Source organism: Marinomonas sp. 5E14-1 (genome assembly GCF_039939215.1).
Classification (GTDB): domain Bacteria; phylum Pseudomonadota; class Gammaproteobacteria; order Pseudomonadales; family Marinomonadaceae; genus Marinomonas.
In genome coordinates this window covers 46,532-68,313 of sequence record NZ_JBDXMW010000007.1, presented here as the reverse complement: position 1 = coordinate 68,313, position 21,782 = coordinate 46,532, and the positions used below count along the sequence as shown (strand labels likewise).

General features: G+C 42.5%; 18 protein-coding genes. 6 read left to right on the top strand and 12 right to left on the bottom strand.

Going from position 1 to position 21,782, the window contains the following annotated elements; genetic code table 11:
* Positions 1-44 precede the first annotated feature (44 nt).
* The 4 genes from ABFY09_RS08090 to ABFY09_RS08075 all read left to right on the top strand — a co-directional run bounded on the left by ABFY09_RS08090 (position 45) and on the right by ABFY09_RS08075 (position 6,494).
* Entirely contained in the window at positions 45-662 is a 618-nt protein-coding gene (locus ABFY09_RS08090) for a YigZ family protein (protein WP_347983801.1), read from the top strand.
* A 2-nt stretch (positions 663-664) separates the two neighbouring features.
* Positions 665-3,493 (top strand): RNA polymerase-associated protein RapA, encoded by a 2,829-nt coding sequence (rapA, locus tag ABFY09_RS08085; protein WP_347983800.1) that lies wholly within the window; start codon positions 665-667, stop codon positions 3,491-3,493.
* Positions 3,494-3,499: 6 nt separating this feature from the next.
* Positions 3,500-4,153 carry an RluA family pseudouridine synthase gene (locus ABFY09_RS08080; protein WP_347983799.1) on the top strand — a complete coding sequence of 218 codons (654 nt, stop codon included), beginning with the start codon at positions 3,500-3,502 and terminating at the stop codon, positions 4,151-4,153.
* Positions 4,154-4,397: 244 nt separating this feature from the next.
* Positions 4,398-6,494 carry a TonB-dependent receptor gene (locus tag ABFY09_RS08075; RefSeq protein WP_347983798.1) on the top strand — a complete coding sequence of 699 codons (2,097 nt, stop codon included), beginning with the start codon at positions 4,398-4,400 and terminating at the stop codon, positions 6,492-6,494.
* Between the two features lie 88 nt (positions 6,495-6,582).
* Here ABFY09_RS08075 and ABFY09_RS08070 read toward each other — a convergent pair whose 3' ends face one another.
* Positions 6,583-7,242, bottom strand: a complete 660-nt coding sequence (locus tag ABFY09_RS08070; RefSeq protein WP_347983797.1) for an NAD(P)H-dependent oxidoreductase — start codon at positions 7,240-7,242, stop codon at positions 6,583-6,585.
* A 78-nt stretch (positions 7,243-7,320) separates the two neighbouring features.
* Positions 7,321-7,908, bottom strand: coding sequence for a TetR/AcrR family transcriptional regulator (locus tag ABFY09_RS08065; protein WP_347983796.1), 588 nt, complete (start codon positions 7,906-7,908; stop codon positions 7,321-7,323).
* A 140-nt stretch (positions 7,909-8,048) separates the two neighbouring features.
* Between ABFY09_RS08065 and ABFY09_RS08060 the strand changes: the two genes are divergently transcribed.
* Positions 8,049-8,603, top strand: a complete 555-nt coding sequence (locus ABFY09_RS08060) for a carboxymuconolactone decarboxylase family protein (protein WP_347983795.1) — start codon at positions 8,049-8,051, stop codon at positions 8,601-8,603.
* Between the two features lie 84 nt (positions 8,604-8,687).
* Here ABFY09_RS08060 and ABFY09_RS08055 read toward each other — a convergent pair whose 3' ends face one another.
* Positions 8,688-9,569, bottom strand: a complete 882-nt coding sequence (locus ABFY09_RS08055) for an NAD(P)-dependent oxidoreductase (RefSeq protein ID WP_317003355.1) — start codon at positions 9,567-9,569, stop codon at positions 8,688-8,690.
* Positions 9,570-10,165: 596 nt separating this feature from the next.
* Here ABFY09_RS08055 and ABFY09_RS08050 point away from each other — a divergent pair.
* Entirely contained in the window at positions 10,166-10,831 is a 666-nt protein-coding gene (locus tag ABFY09_RS08050) for a TorF family putative porin (RefSeq protein ID WP_347983794.1), read from the top strand.
* A gap of 153 nt (positions 10,832-10,984) precedes the next feature.
* Here ABFY09_RS08050 and ABFY09_RS08045 read toward each other — a convergent pair whose 3' ends face one another.
* The 9 genes from ABFY09_RS08045 to ABFY09_RS08005 form a co-directional block, all read right to left on the bottom strand.
* A complete protein-coding gene (locus ABFY09_RS08045) occupies positions 10,985-11,236 on the bottom strand; it encodes a TIGR03643 family protein (protein WP_347983793.1) in 252 nt (83 codons plus the stop codon).
* Positions 11,237-11,318: 82 nt separating this feature from the next.
* Positions 11,319-12,998, bottom strand: coding sequence for an ATP-binding cassette domain-containing protein (locus ABFY09_RS08040; RefSeq protein ID WP_347983792.1), 1,680 nt, complete (start codon positions 12,996-12,998; stop codon positions 11,319-11,321).
* Positions 12,995-14,722: a thiol reductant ABC exporter subunit CydD gene (gene cydD / locus ABFY09_RS08035; RefSeq protein WP_347983791.1), complete on the bottom strand. Its 1,728-nt coding sequence runs from the start codon at positions 14,720-14,722 to the stop codon at positions 12,995-12,997. Before cydD ends, ABFY09_RS08040 begins: the two co-directional genes overlap by 4 nt.
* Positions 14,723-14,727: 5 nt before the next feature.
* Complete coding sequence (gene cydX, locus ABFY09_RS08030; protein ID WP_191594814.1) at positions 14,728-14,838, bottom strand: cytochrome bd-I oxidase subunit CydX; 111 nt, start codon at positions 14,836-14,838, stop codon at positions 14,728-14,730.
* Between the two features lie 54 nt (positions 14,839-14,892).
* On the bottom strand, positions 14,893-16,029 hold the full coding sequence (gene cydB / locus ABFY09_RS08025) for a cytochrome d ubiquinol oxidase subunit II (protein WP_347983790.1): 1,137 nt from the start codon (positions 16,027-16,029) through the stop codon (positions 14,893-14,895).
* Between the two features lies 1 nt (position 16,030).
* Positions 16,031-17,605: a cytochrome ubiquinol oxidase subunit I gene (locus ABFY09_RS08020; RefSeq protein WP_347983789.1), complete on the bottom strand. Its 1,575-nt coding sequence runs from the start codon at positions 17,603-17,605 to the stop codon at positions 16,031-16,033.
* Between the two features lie 436 nt (positions 17,606-18,041).
* Positions 18,042-18,356, bottom strand: a complete 315-nt coding sequence (locus tag ABFY09_RS08015) for an XRE family transcriptional regulator (protein WP_347983788.1) — start codon at positions 18,354-18,356, stop codon at positions 18,042-18,044.
* A 227-nt stretch (positions 18,357-18,583) separates the two neighbouring features.
* The gene (locus ABFY09_RS08010; protein WP_347983787.1) at positions 18,584-19,429 is read right to left on the bottom strand and encodes a hypothetical protein; all 846 of its coding nucleotides are present in this window, start codon (positions 19,427-19,429) and stop codon (positions 18,584-18,586) included.
* Between the two features lie 87 nt (positions 19,430-19,516).
* Complete coding sequence (locus ABFY09_RS08005) at positions 19,517-21,700, bottom strand: P-loop NTPase fold protein (RefSeq protein WP_347983786.1); 2,184 nt, start codon at positions 21,698-21,700, stop codon at positions 19,517-19,519.
* Positions 21,701-21,782: the final 82 nt, after the last annotated feature.

Below are 21,782 nucleotides of genomic sequence, written 5' to 3'. Positions count from 1 at the left end.
AACTCGCTATTTTTATAGAGAAAACAACCGTTAAGCAAGTTTACATGGATTACTACCTAAGCCCAACACACACGCAACGCTTTGATCTAGAAATAAAAAACAGTCAATTCATTACAACTGTGGGCCGAACAAAAGGTCGTGCTGCGGCTAAAGCCTTCATTGATGAAATGAAAAGCAAATACCCAGATGCTAATCATAATTGCTGGGCATTTATTGCCGGTATGCCAAACAATGCACATTTATGGGATCAAAGTGATGATGGCGAACCAAAAGGAACAGCAGGAAAGCCCATGTTGAATGTTTTACAACATTCCGATTTTGGCGAAACAACAGTTGTGGTAACACGCTTTTTTGGTGGTATCAAACTTGGGGCTGGCGGATTAGTAAGAGCTTACAGTCAAGCAGTGCAAGAGGCCCTTGCGCAAACAATTTATGAAAGTGTTTACCCGCGTAGCCCTGTTCAACTGAAAATAACCTATCCTTTGTTAGGTAAGGTTGAATATTGGCTAGAACAAAGTGACATAGAAATCACCAACAAAACATACAGTGACGAGATTATTATTGATCTTGCTGTCATTGAACGTACTTGGCCAGAACAAAAAGTCATACTGACGGATTTATGCCAAGGTAGCTTAACTTTAATTGAATCGGACAAAGCATAACCATGTATCAAACTGGACAAAGATGGAGCAGCCGCAACGAGCCTGATCTCGGCGTAGGCATGATAGTAGACAAACAAAACAAATCTTTTACCTTGCACTTTCCTGATGCAGAAACCGATCGTTTATATTCATACGACCAAACGAGCCTTGTTCGCCGCACATTAACCGTTGGCGACCAACTCCATTTTCAAGGCGAAACTTATACAGTCCTAGAAGTAGAAGACGTTGATGATCTTATCGAATACCGCATTAGCGATGACGAAGATTGGCTAGAAGAATCTTTAATTCAATTCCCACGCAACGATAAAAACGAGCTAGATTCTCTATTGGCTTTGTCTCCAGCACGCCGTATGTGGTTTGACCTTCGTCGCCACACTTTAGAGCATCAAGCTGAAAACGCCGCCTCACAAGTTCGTGGTTTAATGGGCTTAAAAGCCGAGCTTTTACCTCACCAAATCTATCTTGCCCATGAAATTGCCAACCGCCCTAAAGCTCGCGCCCTTTTATGTGATGAAGTTGGTATGGGTAAAACGCTAGAAGCAGGTTTGATTTTGCATCAACGCCTGTTGAACGGCTTGTGTAAACGAGTTCTGATTTTGACGCCAACCAACTTGCAACACCAATGGTTAGTTGAAATGCTGCGCCGGTTCCATCAGCCGTTTTCCCTTATCAATGAATCCGTATACGAAGATTTCATGGAAGGTGACGACAACCCATTCGAGCAGCAACCTTTTGTAATTGCTCCTATCGATTGGGCAAGCCAACACCCAAAAGCCACTCAGCACATGCTGGATGCTGAATGGGACATGGTTATTGTGGATGAAGCTCACCACCTAGCTTGGCACCCAGAAACCCCAAGTATTGGCTATCAAGTTGTGGCCCGTCTTGCGGCTCAAACAGAATCACTTTTACTATTAAGCGCGACTCCAGAACAGACAGGTGAACGAGAACACTTTTCTCGTTTACAGCTTTTAGATGCTGACCATTATCATGATTTCGACCGTTACTTAGCTCAACAGCAAGAATTCAAGCAAGCAGCCGAATTAGCAGAAGCATTATTACCATTCACGCAAGAAGGAAGCACTGCTAAACCGCTTGATTGGCAGAGTTTATTCGCTGACTATTTGGATGAAGTAAAAGTCAAAGATTGGTTTATTGATTTAACCGATAGTTCGAAAAAAGACCTTGTACAAGCGGCTCAAGAAGCCATTAGTTGGCTGATTGACCGCCACGGTACAGGTCGTGAAATGTTCCGTAATACACGGGCAGCAGTCGGCGGTTTCCCTAATCGTTACTTGCATTCTTACGCTCTAGAAAACAATGAGTTTTTTGCCTCGGCAAGCCACCATATTCAGCCAGAAACAGAAGTGGCAGATGGCTTATGGGAAAAAGATCCACGTTGGTCATGGTTAAAAGAGTTTCTAGAATGTCAGGCAGATAAAGTACTGGTGATTTGTCACACTGCTGATATGGCACAATGGCTAAATGATCAGTTAACTTTTGCTGGCTTCCAAAGCGCTGACTTCCACGAACAAATGCCTTTGATTCACCGTGACAGAGCCGCGGCTTATTTTGCTGATGAAGACGGTGCCCAAGTATTGGTTTGTTCAGAAATTGGCAGTGAAGGCCGAAACTTCCAATTCAGCCATCATATCGTTATGTATGATTTGCCTGAGCATCCAGATTTATTAGAGCAACGTATTGGACGCTTGGATCGCCTAGGGCAATTAAACGACGTACAAATACACGTACCTTTCATTAAAGAAAGCGTACAAGAGCGTCTGTTCAACTGGTATCACCACGCTTTAAATGCTTTTTGCCGCACAACAGGTTCTGGCGATAAAGTGGAAGAAGCATTTGGTGACAGCTTACATGCTTACCTTCATGGACAAGATGACGACGCAGACTTACTCAACGAAGCCCGCGTTTACCATGAAGCCCTTTTGAAGCAAATGGAAGAAGGTCGAAATCGATTACTTGAAATGAGTTCGTGCCGACCTGAACAAGCTCGAGACTTAATCGACCAGATTAATCACCAAGCAACTAAAGGCTTGCATAATTACATCGAACAAGTCACTCACGCATTCAATATTTATGCAGAATGCATGGATGACACACCAGAAAAAGCCGCATGGTTCTTACGCCCTTCCACCGACATGATGTTAGAAGCGCTTCCGGGTATCGAAGAAGAAGGTAAAATGTTAATGCTGGATCGTCGCCAAGCGAGCCAACGTGAGAACGTTGCTTTTGCTACTTGGGAACATCCTCTTATCGCCATGCTAATGGACGAAGTTCAAGGCTTTGATTCTGGCAAACTGACTTCAGCAATCCTTCCGATTTCAGCGCTTCCAGAAGGGACAGTACTGGTTGAGAGTATGTTTGTTATTGAAGCGACAGCGCACCCGCGTTTGAAACTGGCTCAATCATTACCTATGACGCCAATGTGGCAGTTGTCTGACTCCAACGGCAAATTCCTCCACCAGCAATTTACTGCAGACAAATGGGCTGAAAAGCTCAAGGGTGTGCCAAACCGAGTGGCTGAACAATGGGTCGCAGCTTTGCGTAAAAACTTGATTGAAGTATTACAAGCTCATCAATTAAATGCTCAAGATCAGTCTCGCCCAATCGTTCAAGCGGCTAAAACGTCTTATCAACATCGCTGTCAAAATGAAATTGATCGTCTGATCGAATTGAAATCCTTTAACAGCGCGATTCGTGATGAAGACATTGAGCTGTTGGAAAACAATATGCAGGAAGGCTTGGTACGAATTGATGAACACCAAATTCGCCTCGATGCCATCCGTATTATTTTAACCACTAAGCCGGAATAAAACTCCGTGCGAGATGAGCAAGCCCCCCTAAACAAACAAGCGACATTAGACATACTCTACGAAGATGACTGGTTTGCAGTCATTAACAAACCAGCCAACTGCTTGTCTGTGCCCGGTCGTGGACCAGACAAGCTCGATTCTATCTTACATCGAGCAGAGTACTTGTTTGGGGAAGCGTTCTCGATACATCGCCTTGATGAAGCCACTTCTGGCTTGATTCTTGTCGCGAAAACCCATGAATGCCAAAAACGTATGTATGCACATTTTCGTGAACGAGAAGTTAAAAAAGAGTACCGTGCCTTGTTGCGCGGTCACCTCAAAGGCGACACAGGACAAGTACGAAAACCACTAAGGTGTGATTGGCCAAATCGACCAAGACAGATCGTTTGCACCGATGAATGGAGCAAAGACTCCATCACTTTCTGGGAGAAAATGGCCTACGAAGGACAAACAACTCGCGTTCGCCTCACCCCTTTCACTGGGCGATCACACCAACTGCGCGTCCACATGCAAAGCCTTGGTCATGGCATCATTGGCGATGAGTTTTACGATGATCAATACACCAACGAACCACGCCTTTTACTTCATGCTTATCGGTTAGAGTTTCGTCATCCGTTTACTCAAGCGTGGCTCGCCTTTGTTGCTCCCTGCCCTTTTTGAAAGATAATGTTAATTCATTAAAAGTATTCCAATTCCGGCAGTAGCTGCTTAATGTGGGTATACAACAGTACTAAAACTTAAAAGCTTCTTTTCAAACTCCACTTTGTAATCGCTAATCCCACCTTATTCTTCACTTTTACAACAAAAATTGTGGATTTAATGCTATTTCCTTGCACTACAAATTGAAAGTGATTCTCAAAATCACTAATATACGCTTTCATTTCTACCACAGTGATTAGTTACTATGCGCTTAAAAAAATCTCTAATTATGATGCAAGCTTTCGGAGCGCTTGCTTTTTCGACTGCCACGTTAGCAGAAACGTCATCAGACAATGTGCTATCTATTGAAGTGGAAGGTCGTGCTCTTACGCTTTACAAAGAAGATGAAGCGACATTTGCAACTCGTACTTCAACACTCATTGATAAAACACCTCAGTCTGTTCAAGTCATCACACAAGACCTCATTGAAGATCAAGCTGCAAATGAAGCACCAGATATTTACCGCTCTATGTCAGGCGTTTCATACTTAAACTATGGCATCATCAAAATGCGTGGTTTTGAGCAAGAAAGCCAAGTCCTTTACGATGGAATTAAAGGCGACCCATTCCGCACCTTTACCATTCCCCAATTATTTAACATTGAGCAAGTACAAAGTCTAAAAGGCCCTTCTGGTGCTGCTTATGGCGCAGGTGAAGCTGGCGGTGTCATTAACTATGTGACCAAAAAGCCAACGTACGAACAAAAGAACAACATTGAGCTAACAGCAGGAAATAAAGATTTCTTGAGTGGCAGTGTTGAGTCTTCCGGTCCAGTCAATGAAGATGGCACACAGCGATACCGTGCTGGTATTTACTCCAGTAGTGAAGGTTCTTATCGCAACAATGTCGAAGAAGACAATGAAATCATTGACCTTGGCTATGCTTGGGATTTAAGTGATGACAGCACGCTAACACTTCAATACACACACTTTTACCAGCTTGGCGAACGCCTACGTGGTGTGCCAATTGATTCTGACGGCAATTTCTTAACTGATATCTCTTGGAACAGTAACGAGCCGGATGATTATCAAAAGTTCGAATCCGATATTTTTCAGGCCAGCTTAGAGCACTCTATTAATGACTGGTTAGACAGTAATTTCACTTTGCGTTACTACGAAACAGAAGAAATCATTAAGTTCCACCAAGCAAGAGCTTTAGTTGATACAGATGACGATGGTGAGTATGACGAAGTAACACGTCGTTACCAAGATCAAACACGTATCTATAAAGGTTTTGATCTAGCGTCTTACTTCGTTGCAGATCTTGGAGAGCACACACTAGTTACCGGCGCGGATTATCATTTTGCCAGTGAAGATGAATTGTTCTATTACAAAAACGTTGATAACTTGAGTTTGACCGACCCTGCTTATGATGCCGATATTAGCTCTTATGATATAAGAGACAGTGCTAATTTAAATACAGATAGAGTAACCGAGCTAAACCAAATTGGTGCTTACATTCAAGATCAATGGCAAGCAACTGAGAAGCTCAATGTGCTAGCAGGTGCTCGTTTAGATTATTTCGAAGAGGATTACGTTGATAATACAGACTCTTCAAGTAATGCTTCATATAACGATATAGGCTACTCAGCTCGAATTGGTGCGACCTATGACCTCAACCAAAGAGTTAAGCCTTATACCTCTTTCTCAACAGGGTTAACACCGCAAAGTGCTTCTGATCAAGCCGATTCAGAAGATGGTTCTTTATTCGACCCTGAAGAGTCGAAGCAGTTTGAAATCGGTATGCGAACTTATTTACTAAACAACCGATTGAACATCAATACTGCGGTATATCATATTGTCCGTAATAATACGATTACCGCAGATGATGATGGTAATACTGCTGCCATTGGTGAAGTACGAAGCCAAGGCCTTGAAGTGGATGTATTAGTAGACATCACACCTCGCTGGGTCGCTAATATTAGCTACACATATAATGATGTAGAAGCTGATGACATATCAGAAGACAACACTGTTTATCGTATTCTAGCGAACAATCCATACCACCAACTTGGCTTATGGACTCGCTATGAATTCCCAAGCATTACTTCTTCTATTGCATTTGGAATGGAATATGTTGGTGAGCGTACAGACCGTACAACAAGCTATGATGAGCCTTTTACCATCCAGCCTTACACCATCTATGACCTTTCATGGCAAACAAGATGGCAAGATTGGAAATTCCAAGCCAACATCAAAAACCTATTTGATGAAGAATACGCGCTTGCAGGATTTAACGAAGTCTCTGGCGCCATCGTCGGTGAACGCCGTCGTGTATATTTAAAAGCCTCTTACGACTTCTAATCGAATCGATTAACAGGCAACAAAAAAGCGGATTAACTAATCAGTTAATCCGCTTTTTTATGATTTAAATAAATGAAGTCGTTTTCGATCAGGGCGCGTTACGCTGCGAAGGATCGGCTACAAATTCTTTAGCCAACGAAAAGGGGTCGACTTTCTCTTTTTGCTGTTTGGCAGCCTGTGTCCACCAAGTCAATTGATGAAACGTACGACCAAAATAGTCAAACCAAGCGCTTCTGTCTTCGCCTTCCTGTACCTGACCCTGTTCGTCAAATGCTTCTTGAGCTTTTGGTACATGAATCATAGCGGAAACAGATAAACACCCCAGTTCAGAAAGAAAAGTACGCATACCAACTGCTGCACGCATTCCCCCCCACTGCCCAGCGGAATACGTCACAATCGCACTCGGCTTATAGGAAAATAACGAGCTACCAAAGTGATTCAATAAATTGGCGAGTGCCGGACTCATAGAATGATTGTATTCTGGGCTTACCATAATAAATCCATCGGCTTCTGCGATTTTCCCAGCCAAAGAGTCCAAAGCGTCTGGCGCGCGTCCCTTTGCATATGCAAACTGAGGTTTAAAAACCGTTTCTAAAGGGTAATCAAGCGCATCCACCAGCTCAATATCATGATCAGAAAATCGCTCAGACAAACAAAGCATACAAGCTTGAGCGACTCTCTCTCCTAAACGTGCTGGCTTTGGTGGCGTGCTATTACGAACCGAACCTAAAAAGACTAAAAACTTCATCTTCCTCTACCCTTCTGAAATCAGTTCCTTTCATTTTACTCGTAAATCAAGGCAAATAAATGACGAGAGTCAGAGGACTTATTGGAAAGGATGGTGATCAAACAATTCATCAATCATCTTTTCTAACGGGCCATTATCATCACTGGTTCTAGCATAAACACGCAAACCGGTAATTTGAATTTGTAAAAAACGCGCCAGTTCTTGTGGGTCTTTACTTTTACCGACTTCCTCTTTCTTTTGCGCTTCTACAATAAGTTGTGCGAATTGATCTTCGACAGACTTCAACGCACTTTTTGCTACACTCAATAACTCTGGTTGATCATCTGTTAGCTCTGCAACTGTTTTTGCAAGCATGCACATGCAACTTGGCGATTCGTCTTGAGAATCAATGACCACCTGCTTAACAAAGCTCTTTAATGCTTCTACTGGTGAAGTGGAATGTACTCGTAAATTCTCTAATTCTGCCAATCCAAGCTGAGCATAATGCTCTAGAGAAGCTTTGAACACCCCATCTTTACTACCAAATTCGGCATAAATACTTCCTGGTCGCATATCTATTGCATCTTGCAGATTACGCATAGAAGTCGCGTGATACCCTTTCTCCCAGTAAAGATTTGTTGCGTTTTCAATCACCAGCTGGCGATCAAATTTGGCTTTTTTACTCATGGCATAACCTTATGACAAAAAACAATTGAGCGATTGTTCAAATATATCTTGAACGTTCGTTCAATTCCAGATAAATTGTTTCTCATTGAAAGGCAAACCTTTTAACAAACGTTTTACAACATTAAATAAGGATACGAATTATGAGCGAATTTACATTTCACACTCTTGAAACGACGCCTGAAGGCAGCAAAGCTATTTTGGAAGGTGCTGTAGAGCAACTGGGGAAAATTCCAGGTCTTTATGCTGTTATGGCGGAATCACCAGAAATTTTGACGGCTTACACTCAATTGCATCAAGCTTTCACAAATACTTCTTTTAACGCGGAAGAATTAACAGTGGTATGGCAAACCATCAATGTTGAGCATGAATGTCACTTCTGTGTTCCTGCACACACAGCGATTGCCAATATGATGGGAGTAGATCCAGCACTGACAGATGCATTACGCAATAGCCAACCAATGCCGACACCTAAGCTACAAGCTTTGCAAGATCTTACTTTGTCTATTGTTCGTAACCGTGGTTTCGCATCAGATGCAGAATTGGAAGCTTTCTACGCCGCTGGTTACGCTCAGAAGCAAGTATTGGAAATTATTCTAGGCCTGTCTCAAAAAGTGATCAGCAACTACGTTAACCATGTTGCTAAAACACCTGTTGATGAAATGTTCCAACAGTTTGCTTGGACGAAAGCTAAGTAATTAAATAGCTTATAAACAAAGCGCAAAAACAAAAAAACCACGTACTGCCAAAAGACAGTGCGTGGTTTTTTTAAGTTATTAATATTACTTGTTTAGAGTTTTGAAGTAATCAAAGATAACTGGAACATCGTTTTGACCCAAGCCAGCGTCAACAGCAGCTTGCAAGCTCTTAGAAGTACCTTGAGCGATCAAAGATTCAGTGCCTAGCTCTTCACATAGAGCAAGGAAGTAACCAAGATCTTTGTTTGCGTTAGCAACAGAGAAACCTAGTTTTTCTTCGCCATCTACAGCGTAGAATTTACAGAACTGCATGAATGGAGAGTTAGAAGGACCAGCAGACATGATGTCAAACAATTGCTGACCATCAACACCAGCACGCTCTGCAACAGCAAATGCCTGAGACATAGTTGCAACAGTTGTCATACCCATGAAGTTGTTAACTAGCTTAGTTACGTGACCGGCACCTAGTGCACCTAGGTAGAAAACGTTTTCGCCTTGCTCGTCAAGAACAGGCTTAACTTTTGCGAACGTAGCTTCATCACCAGCGGCCATGATATTCAATAGACCGTCTTTAGCGTGAGCTGGTGTACGACCTAGAGGAGCATCAATCATGCCTGCACCTTTAGCAGCAAGATCAGCACCAATTTTCTTAGTAGAAGCAGGGATAGAAGTACCGAAGTCAATTAATGTTTTGCCTTCAGACATACCAGCTAGGATACCTTCTTCACCGTAAACAACTGCTTCAACTACGTTAGAAGTAGTTAGGCAAAGCATTACGATATCGCTTTTTTCAGCCAATTCTTTACCTGTAGCCGCTTCAGAAGCGTTACCACGAGCAAGAACAGCAGCAACAGCGTCTTTGTTAAGATCCATTACGTTTACTTGAAAACCGCGAGTTTGTAGGTTTTCAACCATGTTGCCGCCCATAAGACCAAGGCCGATGAAACCAATAACTGGTTTAGTCATATATAACTCCTAAAAAAACTCAATTGTATTATTATATGTTCACTAGAGCGTGAGAATATACACCTTTTTGGCGTCAGACACACACCGAATCCATGTAATTTTTTCATCTGAATAACTAGAATGGATCAAAAAATGTCTAAAAGGTCATAAAATAGTATCTAAATAAAAGTTAAAATCTTTTTAATTTCAGTAAGTTAACCCAGTATTTTTGATTTATATCGAATAAATTCCACATAATTTTAGACTGAAATATTTCTTCTCCCAAAATTCCCTATTCTTAGTAAACATAAACAAGCAGCCCAACAGATAATAGAGAACCAACCTAAGCGCTATTGCTCTTCTCCTCCTCACTTTTTTTGACTAAACATCCACAACAAAACAAGAAAGAACAACACTATAGCTACGTAAAGAAAGATACGGAAAAAGGAGAAAAAAAGACAAGAGAACATAAGGTGTGTAAGAAACGTCTAGAAACTATGTACCGCCAATTGACCCAATAATCAGAGCCCTCTACTCTCAGCCAACAATGCAGATGCTCTTACTTTACATCATCGGATTTAGATAAGGTTATTTGACTCAGCGAGAAAGGACAAACAATGAAAAAGCTTATTACCCTGACAATGATTAGTTTCGCAGCCACAGGAGCTCATGCTCAAACCACTAAACAAATTGGCCTCATGACAGACTATTTATTCCGCGGCATTACACAAACGGATAACAACCTTGCTGCCTATTTCAAAGCCACAGAACAAGTTGGTAATGCCTATGGCGGCATTCATTTGATCAACATTGATACATCAGACGACGCAGAAGGCTTATCTGTCGAAATGGACGTCCGCTTTGGCTATAAAAACCAATTTGATGGATTCAATATCGATCTAGAAGTCATCACCTACAACTATCTTGTTGATGAAAAAGGCGATGAAACTGAATTCAAAATCGGCACCTCATTCGGTAACAATTTAGATCTCGCTCTTTACCGTGGCATCAAAAAGAAAACCTGGTACCCAGAACTAAGCTATGAAGCATTTTTAAGTAATCGACTGTATTTGGATGCTTCAATCGGCTACTGGATGCCAGACGACTCTAATGATACAGCTCTAACCGTACGTACAGAATTGGGACGAGATTTTCCTGAATTGTATGGCGTAGACATTTACGCCGCGATTGATTTTATCAGTGACAGCACACCATTTGGTGGCACAAACGACCAAGATGATTCAAACACCGAATTTGTCATTGGTGTTCGTAAAAACTTTTAGAGCATGGCTTTACCCTTTATAAACACAAGAACTATTCAAACCTAGCAACCGTCTTGTATCAAGGGTTAAACACTCACAAAGTTTGCTGTAACCAATCAAGAGCTGCTTTAGCCCCTTCACCTAAATAAATGAGCACAAACCTCTAAGGCAGCGCTATTTATGCTTATATTGCGTAGGACAATAGGCTCTTGAAACTTCTGGATTTCTTAGCTTCAAATGCTTGGTCGAACGTCCATAAACTCTTGAGCGCCATAGCTTAAAGCTACGAGGCGTTAAACAGCTACGCATGAGGCGAATCACACCAGATTCATTAAAGCCAAATTGTAACTCTATCGCCTCAAATGGTGTTCTATCCTCCCACGCCATCTCAATAATTCGTGATTTATTTTCTTCAGACAATGCCATTATGAATTCTCATGAATAATGAATTGTTCTGTTTTACGCAGTGGCTTGAGTTTTAGTTCAAAAAACTTCTCAGGAAAGAATTTTAAAGTTCGATAATTCTTGAATCATCCACAAGACTGCTCTCGACATGACTAACAAGCATTAGTATTTCTGGTTTATAGTCGTTTTGAAGCGATTGGAAAATCACGTCAATCGTGGTTTTGTCGAGGCCGTCGAAGGGTTCATCGAGCAATAATACTGGCGACTTTCTTAATAATAAACGCGCTAAGGCGAGGCGTTTACGTTGTCCACCAGAAAGGTTTCGGCCTTGTGCACTGAGTAACGTATCGAGTCCGTTTGGTAGATCTTTTAGCCAATCCTCTAAGGCAACAGCCTTAAGAACTGCAAGCATCTCGTCGTCTGTGGCGTTTGGGTTACCAAGACGCAAATTCGCACCAACACTTTGCTGAAAGATATAAGGCGATTGCGGCAAGTAGCTTAATGCCGCTTGGTAATCTGAATTGTTGTAGATGGATTGCTCTTCGCCATTGATCAGCGCGGTGCCTGTCGATAAACAATCTCCTGCGATGGCAGCGAGTAAAGTGGATTTCCCTGAGCCGCTTACGCCACGAATCCAAACAACCTCACCTGCTTTTATCTCTAAATCGATGGCGTGATTGCCCATTCCGCTTGGCTCGTGAAAGCCACGAAATTGTTTGAACATCATCGAATCAATCTTGCTCTTATCTGTTAGCAATGTTTGAGAGCAAGCCTGTTCACTTTGATGCAATTGATTCAATCGACGTAGCCCAACTTGTGACTGACCTTGTGCGACGAAAGATTGCACCAAGGGCAAAACCAATTCATTGACCGCAAGCAAAGACAAAATCAAGCCGACAAGCCAAGTGCCATGAACACCATTCACCAACGTCCAACTTTTCGTCAGTGCTGAATAGTAACTGACTAAATAGACGCTGCTAAAAAGCAAAACAATAGTAACGAGATAACTTAACAAGCGCCCTACACTGACGGCATTCTGAGTAATGATTTCCATGCGTCGTTGGCGTTCATCCAATTGATTCAAACGTTCGGCGTAATCTTTCCAATGCCCACGAATGGTCAGTGTTATCAACGCCGAAAAAACACTGATAAAACGACTACGACGATGCACGCCAAGGCTTTGCGCCACATGCACCGAGTGGCTGGCAAAGCGGCCACAAACATAAGGAATCAATACAATATGACAGATTGCTGCGATGGCTAAAGGCCACAATAAAAAAGGGGAAATAACATAAGCCAATACCGCAACCGCCGCGTAACTTAACAAAGCATAAAGCCAAGGCAAAAACACCACCAAAGGCCAACGAATGATTTGATCAAGGTCGCTCACCAATCGCTGTAATAAATCGCCTCGGCTTTGTTTGTGCAAATTGGCCGAGTCTTTGGCGACGCGCTGATCCCACACCCAAAGACGCAATGTGCGCAGCAAACCTAATAAATGGTTGTGCGCCGCCACTTGTTCGCCATAACGCCCAGCGGTGCGAAAAATCGCCAAACCACGAACAATGGCGCCGGGCGTTAAATAGTTAAAACTTAGGTTGATGCCAAGCGCCGTTGCCAAACCTGCCGCAGAAATAAACCAGCCAGAAAGCCCTAACAAACCCACGCCCGCTAAACTGGCAATCACCCCCAAAAGCACTGGAATGACAAAACCCCAAAGGTTGGCAAGTAATAGACTTTTTAACGTCAGTTTGGTGGTTGTCTTTAAAGAGGACGAACTCATTGCTGCAACCCTCCTTTTGAAAGTGACCAATGTTTGTCTGCCCATTGAATGGGGTGAGTATCATGACTGACGATCAGTAAGGTTTTGCCTTTTGAGACCTTTTCTAACGTTGTCAGTACCGCTTGCGCGGTGTCTTCGTCTAACCCAGAACAAGGTTCATCCAGTAGCCACACATCAGCGTTGGACAGTAACGCTCGCGCAATGGAAAGACGCTGCATTTGCCCGCCAGACAAGCCAGCACCGAGTTCCGTTAGTTTACTTTCGAGCCCTTCTGGCAAAGCCTGTATGAAATCGTCGCATTGGCTTTTGACTAGGGCGCTTTGCAGTTCGTCTTCGCTTGGCGCGTCAATGCCCAATAACAAATTACGGCGAATACTGCCATTCACCCATTCTGGCGCTTGCGGCAACCACGCAAGATTTTTGCGCCACGCAGACAGATTCAAATCATCAAACTTATCGCCATGAATAAAAAAAGCGCCTTGATAATTTTCTTCAAAGCCGAGTAATAAATGCAATAAGCTGGATTTGCCTACACCCGATTCGCCACTTAACCACACGTGCTCACCTTGGTGGATATCGCCACTGATCGGCGACAAACGTTGTCGCCCTGCCTCATTCCAACTCAACTGTTGAAACTCGATCAAACTGTTTGAAATGGCTTTATTCTCATCGTCTTGAAAGACGTCTTTTGATGCGTTTTCTGACGCCTTACTGTTGAGTATTTCCAATAAATCTGTGGCCGCCGCCTCGGCTTTTTGCTTAGCGTGATAATCGTTACCCAGTTGGCGTAATGGCAAATAAAACTCTGGTGCGAGCAATAACAAAAACAGCGCTTGCGTTAAGGTGACAGGCGACGAGCCAACTTGCCAAGGCAAGGCTTCCAATAAGCCTAAGCCTAAATACAAGGCGACCATGGCGATGGATAAAGACGCGAACAGTTCCAATGTGGCGGTAGACAAAAACGCCAGATACAACACATTCATGGTGGTTTTTTGATAGACGCTGGCGCTGCTAGACAATCGCTTTCTGGCATCGTCCGTGCGATTGAGGCGCTTTAATTCAGACAGACCTTGGCTCAAATCCATGAATTGATTAGACAACATAGCCAAAACGCTAAACTGGCGTCGATTGGCTTGCGCGGCTTTATGGCCGACGAAAATCATGAAAATAATCACCAGCGGCGCGGTCATCATGAAGATAAAAAAGGCAATCCAAGAAACAGACACCACGGACATCAAGATGACACAAGGAATGAGAGTCACCATAAACACTTGAGGTTTATAGCGACTGAAGAAATCGTCTAGTGCGTCTACTTGTTCATAAACGCGCGTAGACAGCGCCGCATCTTCTTCAATTCGCAATCGAGCTGGGCCCAATTGCGTCAGATACGACACCAATGTACGACGCAAACCGTAGCGAATGTCACGGCTTGCGCTGGTGCAGATACGTTCTCGTCCAAAGTTAGACAAAGCCCGTAATAACAAAGCCAATAACCCCATCATCAACAATGACAAGGAAAACGTTTGGTGCAGCGCCATGTCCGAAAACACCTTCGCGAACGCCCACGCTTGAAGTACCAAAGACACGGCAAACAAGATTCCAAAGCCTTGAGCAAGACGATATTTTGCTGATTGCTGGCCGGCTAACTCACCTAACCATGTGGCTTCAGGTGTTTTGATTCGACCCGCTCGTCGCGCTTTTTTTGCTTCCTTGTGTTTTGTCATTGAGTTTACTTTTGCTCCTCTTCACCTTCATAGCCACTGAAGTCTAGCCAAACGGCATTGATAATACCGAAAGAGCAAGCTAACAATACGCCGAGAACCCAAGCGAAATACCACATAATGTCTTCCTCTTAGGCAGAGCGACCAGCGCCCTGCCGTTCTAAAAATGATGATTAATAAAGCGAATGGTTGTTGTCTTCGATGTGTTTCTTCGTCAAACGACCATACATCACAAAATAGTTCCACAATGTATAAGCCAAAACGATTGGCACGAAGATACACGCCACTACAAACATGATCGTCATGGTATTTTCACTGGAAGTCGCGTCCCACATGGTCAAACTCATGCTTGGGAAACTTGAAGAAGGCATCAAAAATGGGAACATAGAACCGCCTGCTGTGACGATAATGCCCGCAATACCCAAAGATGAACTCAAGAAAGACAAGAAGCCTTTTTTCATTGCAGACATGAGCGCTGCGCACAGCATTCCCGCGATACCGACAATTGGTGCCAGAATAAGCGCAGGGACTTTTTCATAGTTTGCTAACCACGCACCCGCTTGCACTTCTGCTGTTTTCATCAATGGCGTGATAACCGCATTGCCATCGATTGCGCTGGTTAGCACATAACCATCGATGCCAAACGCCAACCAAACACCCGCAAGAATGAACAAAACAGCGGCTAAAATACCTGTAATGGCCGTAATACGACGGGCTTTTAAAAGCAAAGCATCGTCGGTTTTCATTTGCAGCCAAGCGCCGCCTTGCGTCATCAGCATTAGCAAGCTCACCAAGCCACACAGGATGCCAAATGGATTCAACAAGGCAAAGAAAGAGCCTGTATAAGTCGCACGCATAAATTGATCAAACTCAAATGGCACACCTTGTAACAAGTTACCAAATGCCACACCAAAAATGATCGGCGGCACCGCGGAACCAAAGACAATGCACCAATCCCAGCTTGTACGCCATTTTGAATTTTCCAATTTGGAGCGATAATCAAAACCGATTGGACGGAAGAATAACGCGGCCAGCACCAACAACATGGCAAAGTAAAAACCAGAGAATGCCGTTGCGTACACCACAGGCCAAGCGGCGAACAAAGCGCCACCCGCTGTGATGAACCATACTTGGTTACCGTCCCAGTGAGGCGCAATCGAGTTGATCATGATGCGGCGTTCAGAATCGGTTCCGCCGATGATCTTAAGCAAGCTGCCCACGCCCATATCAAAACCATCCGTGACCGCGAAACCAATCAGGAGAACGCCGATCAATCCCCACCAAATCACTTTTAATAATTCGTAATCCATCTTACACCTCCTGCTTCAGCTGAGCCGTTTCTTGTTCAAGTGCATAACGTCCAGTGTGCAAACTAGAAGGTCCTTGTTTCGCAAAGCGAATCATCAAGTACATTTCCGCAATCAGGAAGGCTGTATAAAGCAATCCGAAGCCTGCAAGACTGATCCAAATTTCCGTCGCGGTTAAGCTAGAAACCGCCACATGAACCGGTAAAATTTCACCAATCGCCCAAGGCTGACGACCGTATTCGGCCACAAACCAGCCCGCTTCATTGGCAATCCAAGGAAGTGGCAAACACAACACGATGAATTTCAAGAACATTGGATTGTTGCCAATACGACGACGGGCGTTTTGGTAGAAAGCCGCAGCAAAGACAAACAACATCAAGAAGCCACAACCCACCATGATGCGGAACGCAAAGAACAAAGGCGCTACTTGAGGAATAGAATATTCCACCGCTTGGTCGATTTCTTCGGACGTCACCTTGTTCATGTCGTCATTGAACGCGGTTACGAGTAAGCCGTAACCAAGGTCGTCTTTTACTTTATCAAAGTTCGATTTTACGATTGGGTCTGTTGAGCCATCTCGCAGTTGTTCAAGCAATTGGTTGGCGTAAATACCATTAATGATGCGCTGACGATTGTGCTCTTTCAGTTCTTTAATACCTTCAACTTCGGTATCAAGAGAGCGCGTCGCAATAAGCCCCATCAAACCAGGGATTTTGATCGCGTATTCGTTCTCTTGAAGCGCTTGATTTGGAAAAGCGATCAAGGTGAAGTCCGCTGGTGCTTCCTGAGTTTCCCATTCCGCTTCAATAGCCGCCAATTTTACTTTTTGTACTTCACCAATTTCGTAGCCAGATTCGTCACCGAGTAAAATAACACTCAAGACAGACGCTAGACCGAACGCAGACGCGATGGCAAAAGAACGACGAGCAAACGCAAGATCGCGGCCTTTTAATAAGTAGTAGCTAGAAATAACCAATACAAACATGGCACCTGTTGTGTAACCTGCAGAAACCGTGTGAACAAATTTCACCTGAGCGACTGGGTTGAAGATCAAAGCGCTAAAATCCACTAATTCCATGCGCATGGTTTCGTAGTTGAATTCTGATCCAATTGGGTTTTGCATCCAGCCATTAGCGATCAAGATCCATAATGCGGATAAGTTAGAGCCTAATGCGACGCCCCACGTCACCATTAAGTGTTTTACCTTGCTTAAGCGATCCCAGCCAAAGAAAAACAACCCCACTAAAGTAGACTCTAGGAAAAACGCCATTAAGCCTTCGATGGCCAAGGGCGCACCAAAAATATCGCCAACATAATGAGAATAGTAAGACCAATTTGTCCCGAATTGGAACTCCATCGTCAAACCTGTTGTCACACCCAACGCAAAGTTAATACCGAATAATTTGCCCCAGAACTTCACCATGTCTTTGTAAACTTGCTTGCCAGTAATCACATAGACTGACTCCATGATTGCCAACAAGAAAGCCATCCCCAACGTCAAAGGGACAAACAAATAGTGGTACAGAGCCGTGAAAGCAAACTGAAAGCGCGATAACTCGACTACAGCTTCGTTAATCATATAACTTCAACCCATTCATTTTGATTGAGAAAAAAGACGCTTGTAGACACTTAAGGTCATTTAATTGAGTGTTCTTATTATCTAACGTCCACCGTAGCCTCACCCATCTGAGGCTACTATAAGGCGAGATTATCTATGCTCCGTCACTTCAAAACATTGCGTTAGATCAAGATAAAGAGATTGGAAGAAATAAGAACGAAACAAACACAATGCGCTTAGTGGGCATTGTTGTGCGGAAATTTAAGGAAGTAATGTTTAGTCTTGAGCTAGATCAATTCCAATTGCAGCGTCGTAGGCTTTTTTTGAATTGTTGCTTCTTGAGTTAAGGTCGCATGGGATGCGATTAAATGGTCATGAAGTTAATTAATAGGACATACTATTGATTGGTGGGCGGCGGGATTAGGCGGGCATTGTAATTACATGGCTTTCTCTGTTTTTAAGCCTCTTGCACCTTTGAAATAGCTATAGAAGCTTCATGCAATGAAGGCATCGTCATTTGAGTACGAAAACCTAAAACATCTAGCATGTCGAACATTGCATCAATGGTAAATTTTTCAATTTTTGCATTTTTCAAATCAGATACTCTCGATTGCTGAATACCTAACCTTTCAGCGGCTACTTTTTGAGTCCAGCCTTGTTCCTTTATCAAATTTGATAGCATGATGGAGAGGTCTATTTTCATTGCTATCTTGCTTGCCGTTTCATTGTCGTGGGTTGCATGAAAAGAGCTATCGTAAAATTTAAGTGCCATGTTGTACCTCCAACGTTTGATCCCAGTTGAATTATATGACCTATTTGAGGGTTACATAAGCTATTGAAGTAATTGAAAGGAATCGGGAATAGAGAAACGTCCGCTTAAGCGGAAAATTTGGAGCGTAGCAGAAAGCTTGTAGTGATCATAAATTCGATGGTGTCATGTGGAGTCATAAAATGGTTTAACATCAGGAATTAACACCATAGTCACTTGTTATGTGGTTTTTATTGAATATTTTCTTTTATCATTGGGCTCATTATTAAATCTGTGGATGCGTTACAATTACCACAAGTGGCATTTAGTACTTGTCTAAATCTCAAGTTATTAAACGTATTCGATGGAATCTCAAGATCAAGTTTACAATTATGGCAAGGGAACTTAATGACTCTTCTTGTTATCTCGAATTCATTTTCTGAATCTGGTTCGATAAGATAGCTTTCTCCGCAATTTGGATTAATACAATTGACTATAGACGCGGATGCCAGATATTTAAATGGTTTCTTTATCGGTGTTTCACAGAAAAAACATTCAAAATTAAAAGTTTCCCCTCGACTCCCTCCCATTAAAATATTTCCATTTAAAGTTGATAAAAACTTTAAAATATCAGTGACTTTCTTGGAAATCTGTTCATTATTTCCGTATATATTTAGTTCTTCTGATTTAATATTAGGAATGGGAATGTGTAGAGCTACATTAGAAATAGCTTGCCACAGACTATGTAATCTATTTAATTTTAGGGCCGATTGCTCACCTAAATAATTATATTCAAGTGACTCATATTCAGTCCTGGTTTTAGGAACTTTATCTCCAGAGGCATGCTTACAGACCGAAATGGTAAAACCTTTATTTATATCCTCGTCAACCTCTTCAGACATTTGTTTTACAACATCCCTAGGACGCCAGCCATTCAAATCCTTTTCAGACAAATAGGAACATGAAAGTTTAAACCTCTCATAACATATATATTCAAGTGTCAGTCTACATTCAAGAGCAGCGTAAGTTAGACTCTGGTTGGTGTTTTCATCCAAAAGTGATTTAATTATTTCAATACGTTTTGATATTTTTAGCAAAGGATAAACTCCCAATCGACCACATAACGCCGTGCTCTGCGGAAATTTAGGAGCGCTAGCGAGTAAATTTTCCGTAGCAGCGCCTTGTTAGGCCTTTTCGTCACTCTCATTCTCTACGTCTTTAGATTCTGATTCGCGTAGAACGTATTGATGCAGCCATACAAATTGCTCCAAGAATAGGAGGCCTTTTTCTGCATCATCATCGTACAATCTGGGGAAATCATCAGAGACGTTCATTGCTTTTGGAAAATACTTTTCGATTGCGCATAAAACTGTTGAAGGGTCTAGCTCACTAGTTAAGCTGTTATATTGTTCCCTTTCAAAATATGACTTGTGAGAAACGCCTGAATCCATGCCCCATGCCGTTGGTACATATGCATCGATAATTCTAATTAGAGACTCAGGGTCCTTTAAAATTAATTCAGCCACATAATCATTAACGAAGCCTTTATCAACAAATTTATTCAATGTATAAAGTATTATTGGTATAGATGTAGGTGCTAATAGCGTTAAATCTTCCTTTTCTTTAAGCCCATCGGCTATGACTTTCCCCAAGTGTTTTCCGATTTCATCGATGCTTTTTTCAGAGAACGCATCTTTTTCAGGTTTGCCTTCATCCTCTCGCTTTAGCCATCTAAATACTTCCAGCTTAAACTCCAACATGGATGCTATATCGATACATTTTTTTGCCAAGTCAGTCCGTTCCAGCTTCGGCAAATTTTGAATCAGATCGCTAACCAGCATGGCTGCTTGAGAAAAAGGAGTCGTCCAACTATACAAAACCTCTGGATTTGAGATCTCATCACTCTTTTGAGTTATTGCGACGGCCAGTGCAATCGAGGCTGCTGCGTTAATTCCACCTGCTTTATGTCTCAATTTTTTAATTAATGTTTCGGATGAGGCGGGGCTTAGAATTTCATTAAGTGGGTTGCTTTCGCTATCAAATTCCATATCCCACTTCTCACAGTCGTCAGATAGGCCTTGGATTACTTGATCGGATATGTCACCTCTCGGAATGGCGTAAGTAAAATATCTTGAATAGTAATTTTCAGAGCAAATTCTCTGAGCATTGTTCCATTTCTCATACCAGTCAGAACCATAACTCATGTTTCCATAGACAGATTGAAGTTTTGGGAACATGTTTTTTAACAGCTCAATAAAACCTGCTTTATTGATGTTCTTTCCTGCATCAAGGGCATCATTAACAAGACTTTTTATATGATCTTTTTCATTATCATTATTCGAGTAATGGCTATCTCGGAAAGTGCCTGTAAATAGCGATTTATTTGCCCTTAGAACCTCATACAACGAAGGGCAAAAAACCCTTATTCCTTCTACAAGCATTAAATCTACAGGATTTACTTCTCCTTGCAGGATTGGCAAAGAGAACATTAATGTATTCCCATATAGCTTGGCTTTTCTAGGAGTTGTTAAGCAATCATCGAAAGCAGAGCTAAAGTCACGAATAAACTCTTGAACTTGTTGTTGTGAGAGTGTTATTCCCGCAATATTTATTGCCTCCTCTACGCCTTGAAAACAAAATTCTCGAAGGAGCTGCTTTTCAACGGCTGGCAAATGTAAGGGAACTTGAATAATTTTTTCTAGAAACGCTTCGCCTGCATTCTCAGCAGCACTAGAGTATCTGTCTTGCAAGGATGAAGCGACAACATCTTTATCAAATGCCAAGATGTATGATGTGTATTTAAAATCAGCAGTTAGCTTAACCAGTCTAAATAGTGCATGAATTTCTGTTTTTTCCAACCTATCAACATCATCGACCAATATAAGGACTCGCCTCTGAGCTGATTCCAGCTCTTTTTCTATTCTTTTCTTAAGCTCATTTATATCTGGTCCTGAGATGAAAGCACCAACAGCATCTCCCGCCCCTTTTGCCCCCATTATTGCGCCTGCACCAGGTGCTGCCTTTTTAACGAAATCTTTAAACTTATCCCCGGTTTTTATTAACTCTGCGTCTAGAGCTTCGGCTATATCAAAAAAGAACCCTGTGAGTAACTCATCTTCTGTACCAAAACGCCAAGGGTTGAACTTAATGCATATTACGTTTTTATCAGAATTTAGTGCCTTTTCAATAAAGTTGAGCACGGATGTTTTACCATCGCCCCATATACCGTAGAGCCCTATAACGATACTACTTGGATCACTTCGCTTTGATATTACTTGGGCTACTCTCTCGGAAAAGCTCCAGCGAGAAAATTTATCCTGTTCTTGCTCGTGTATAGGTGAATCTGAGGAGTAATTTCTATCTTCCATATCTTTCCTGAGGCCTAACGCCCCGCTAAGGGGAAATTTATAAGTTGGCTAAAATGTTGAACGGAGTGAAAACAGCCAACTG

Coding starts and splice junctions, on each gene's coding strand:
- ABFY09_RS08090 (WP_347983801.1), top strand. CDS start 45: ATGGATTACTACCTAAGCCCAACACACACGCAACGCTTTGATCTAGAA.
- rapA (WP_347983800.1), top strand. CDS start 665: ATGTATCAAACTGGACAAAGATGGAGCAGCCGCAACGAGCCTGATCTC.
- ABFY09_RS08075 (WP_347983798.1), top strand. CDS start 4,398: ATGCGCTTAAAAAAATCTCTAATTATGATGCAAGCTTTCGGAGCGCTT.
- ABFY09_RS08070 (WP_347983797.1), bottom strand. CDS start 7,242: ATGAAGTTTTTAGTCTTTTTAGGTTCGGTTCGTAATAGCACGCCACCA.
- ABFY09_RS08065 (WP_347983796.1), bottom strand. CDS start 7,908: ATGAGTAAAAAAGCCAAATTTGATCGCCAGCTGGTGATTGAAAACGCA.
- ABFY09_RS08060 (WP_347983795.1), top strand. CDS start 8,049: ATGAGCGAATTTACATTTCACACTCTTGAAACGACGCCTGAAGGCAGC.
- ABFY09_RS08055 (WP_317003355.1), bottom strand. CDS start 9,569: ATGACTAAACCAGTTATTGGTTTCATCGGCCTTGGTCTTATGGGCGGC.
- ABFY09_RS08050 (WP_347983794.1), top strand. CDS start 10,166: ATGAAAAAGCTTATTACCCTGACAATGATTAGTTTCGCAGCCACAGGA.
- ABFY09_RS08045 (WP_347983793.1), bottom strand. CDS start 11,236: ATGGCATTGTCTGAAGAAAATAAATCACGAATTATTGAGATGGCGTGG.
- ABFY09_RS08040 (WP_347983792.1), bottom strand. CDS start 12,998: ATGAGTTCGTCCTCTTTAAAGACAACCACCAAACTGACGTTAAAAAGT.
- cydD (WP_347983791.1), bottom strand. CDS start 14,722: ATGACAAAACACAAGGAAGCAAAAAAAGCGCGACGAGCGGGTCGAATC.
- cydX (WP_191594814.1), bottom strand. CDS start 14,838: ATGTGGTATTTCGCTTGGGTTCTCGGCGTATTGTTAGCTTGCTCTTTC.
- cydB (WP_347983790.1), bottom strand. CDS start 16,029: ATGGATTACGAATTATTAAAAGTGATTTGGTGGGGATTGATCGGCGTT.
- ABFY09_RS08020 (WP_347983789.1), bottom strand. CDS start 17,605: ATGATTAACGAAGCTGTAGTCGAGTTATCGCGCTTTCAGTTTGCTTTC.
- ABFY09_RS08015 (WP_347983788.1), bottom strand. CDS start 18,356: ATGGCACTTAAATTTTACGATAGCTCTTTTCATGCAACCCACGACAAT.
- ABFY09_RS08005 (WP_347983786.1), bottom strand. CDS start 21,700: ATGGAAGATAGAAATTACTCCTCAGATTCACCTATACACGAGCAAGAA.